At 72.4% G+C, this 2,901-nt stretch carries 2 protein-coding genes and 1 pseudogene; all 3 read right to left on the bottom strand.

Annotation, left to right across the window (positions count from 1 at the left end; translation table 11 throughout):
• Positions 1-260 (bottom strand): annotated as a pseudogene (locus tag H5J30_RS25040) (hypothetical protein); the annotation flags it as partial.
• Between the two features lie 83 nt (positions 261-343).
• Positions 344-1,867: an amino acid permease gene (locus tag H5J30_RS25045; protein WP_181789622.1), complete on the bottom strand. Its 1,524-nt coding sequence runs from the start codon at positions 1,865-1,867 to the stop codon at positions 344-346.
• A gap of 61 nt (positions 1,868-1,928) precedes the next feature.
• Positions 1,929-2,901 (bottom strand): hypothetical protein (locus H5J30_RS25050; protein WP_181789623.1); only part of this gene is annotated, 973 nt, incomplete at its 5' end.

The following is a 2,901-nucleotide window of genomic DNA, read 5'->3' on the forward strand; positions in this document are numbered from 1 at the left end:
TTGACCGGGCCGCCGGCCCAGTGCAGCGCGGTCATGCGGCGCTCGGCCTGCAGTTCGGCGACGAGCGCGAGCGACGGCCGCTCAAGCTGGTCGAGGGTGTCGGCGTAGTCCTGTACGGCCGCGGCCCGGTTCAGCTCCCGGACGGCGCCGGTCGCGGCGAGGGCCGCCAGCCCTGCCGCGACGACCGCGGCCAGGATGCGTAGGAGCGTGCGCAGGCGCATGGGGCGCCCGGCGGGGGCGGTGGGAGTGGTTGCGGACATCGGACCTCACGGAGCGCTGGTCGTTTGCGGTCGGGGCGGGGCGCCGGGCCGCCGCCGGTGCTGCGGCGGCGGCCCGGCGCGCGTCACACCAGGTCCTTCCCGAGCTCTGCCATCTCGGGGTCGGCGGTGTAGACGGGTGCCTTGTACGAGCGCCGGCCGGCCACCCACCACGAGACGGTGGCGAGCAGCAGCACGGCGGCCAGGGCCACCGAGGCGTAGTTGAACGTGTCCACGGTGACCGGTGACGCCTGCGGCAGGCAGAAGATCACCGTGATCACGGCCACCCAGCAGACCGCGACCCAGCCGATCGGCGTACTCCACCTGCCCAGGTTCCACGGCCCGGGCACGAAGCGGTTCTTCGCGCGCAGCCGCAGATAGATGGGGATGGCGTAGGCCGGGGTGATCCCGATGACGTTGATGGCCGTGACCGCGCCGTACGCCGTCGCCGAGTACAGCGACGGCAGCGCCAGGCAGAACGCGACGGCGACCGACAGCATGACCGCCCGGGTGGGCACGCCGGTGCGCGGCGAGACGCGGCGCCACAGCTTGGAGCCGGGCAGCGCCCCGTCGCGGGAGAAGGCGAAGACCATGCGGGCGGTGGCGGCGGTCTCGGCGTTGCCGCAGAAGAGCTGGGCGCAGATGACGACGAGGAGCAGTGCCTTGGCGCCGCCTTCGCCGATGGCGTCGATGAAGATCTGCGCGGGTGGCACGCCGGTCGCGGAGTCCTGGGTGCCGACGTAGTCCTGGATGGCGAAGGTCAGCCCGGCCAGCAGCACGAATCCGGCGACCCAGGAGACCCAGATCGCGCGCACGATGCCCTTGGCGGAGCTGACCTGCGCCTGGGTGGTCTCCTCGGAGAGGTGGGCGGAGGCGTCGTAGCCGGAGAAGGTGTACTGGGCGAGCAGCAGTCCGATGGCGGTGACGTAGAACGGGTTGTTCCAGCCGGTGTCGTTGTTGAACTCGCCGAAGACGAAGCCGGCGGACTGGTGGTGGTCGGGGACGACGACCAGGACGCCGACGATGATGGCGACGCCGGCCAGGTGCCACCAGACGCTGATGGAGTTGAGGATGCTGACGACGCGCACCCGCAGCAGGTTCAGCGACATGTGCAGCACGAGGATGACCGCGAAGATCAGCAGCGTCTTCTCCGCGGTGGGCTCGAAGCCCCACTGGAGGTTGAAGAACGCGCCGATGAACAGGGCGCAGCCGTAGTCGATGCCGGCGATGGCGCCGAGCAGGCCGAGGAGGTTGAGCCAGCCGGTGTACCAGCCCCAGCGGGGGCCGCCGAGCTGGTGGGCCATGTAGTAGAGCGCGCCGGAGGTGGGGTACGCGCTGGTCACCTCGGCCAGGCCCATGCCGACGCAGAGCACGAAGAGGCCGACGGCCACCCAGCCCCACATCATGACGGCCGGCCCGCCGGTGCTGAGCCCGAAGCCGTACAGGGTCATGCAGCCGGAGAGGATCGAGATGACCGAGAAGGAGATGGCGAAGTTGCCGAACGGGCCCATCCGCCGCGCGAGTTCCGGCTCGTAGCCGAGATCGCGGAGGTGGGCGTCGTCGTCCTTGCGCCGGGACGTGCCGGCGGCGCTGACCGGCGCTTGTGACATGGAGTGACCTCCGATGGGGAATGGCAGGGGCATGACAGGCAAATCGGGCAGAAGCGCCGGGTTACCCGCTACCGAGGGCTGTCGAGCGGGCGCGTAAGAACTCGGCCTCCGCCAGGTCGTGCCGGTCGGGGTCCTCGGTCACGTAGGCCCAGGGCAGGAGGGTGGCGTGCGGACCGAGGGCGGTGAAGACGCGGGCGGCCCCGGCGGACTCGCGGGCGGCGCTGAGCGCGTGGGCCAGGTGGTTCAGGTCCAGCACGGAGCGCACGTCGGCGTTCGTGAGGTCGAACCAGCCGTCCAGGGCGCGCATCGTGTCGCGCAGGATGTCCTCGCGGGTCCACTGGCGGTGCACGAGCGCGTCACCGCGGCCGCGGCGGCGCTCGAAGTGGTGGTGCTCGGCGTGCGCGAAGAGCGGCAGCACGAGGAGCGGGGAGGCGAGCGGGGCCCAGGAGCCCACCCAGCGGGCGAAGTCCATCGCGTGCGCCTGCGAGCCGCCGCCGGCCGAGCAGATCTGCAGCACGCGGTGGTACGCCTCGCGGTTGTACCGGTCCCGCTTGACGACCTCGTCCAGCAGCCCCCACGGCCCCTGCGGCAGCAGGTTCTCCGGCGGGGCCACCCGGTGCTCGGGGCGCTGCCGGCGCACGTCGACCTGCGCCAGCGCCAGCAGGCACACCCACGGCACGGGATCCCCGGGATGCAGCAGCGCCGCCTCCCGGCACGCCTGCCGCGCGCCCTCCTCCAACTGCCCGGAGCTGGGATGCCGCTGCCGGTGCGCCTGCACGGCCCGCCCGACGGCGACCCGGGCCAGCATCATCCGCGCGTCGGCGCTCTCCGGCTCCTCGTCCAGCCAGATCTGCACCACCGCCGACTTGGCGGCCACCACGCCGAGCACCTGCGACCGCGCGGTCCGCGCCGCCCAGTCGGCGCCCGTACGGGCCAGCAGCCCGCGCATGGACATCCACCGGCCGACGCGCAGGTCGTCGACGACGGCGCGTAAGTCGTCGTCGAGCCCGGCGAGATGGTAAACGGGCCGGAAG

This window comes from Streptomyces phytophilus (genome assembly GCF_013870535.1).
Lineage (GTDB): Bacteria > Actinomycetota > Actinomycetes > Streptomycetales > Streptomycetaceae > Streptomyces > Streptomyces phytophilus.

Bases quoted from the DNA above. Each gene is read 5' to 3' on its own strand.
- H5J30_RS25045 (WP_181789622.1), bottom strand. From the start codon at position 1,867: ATGTCACAAGCGCCGGTCAGCGCCGCCGGCACGTCCCGGCGCAAGGAC.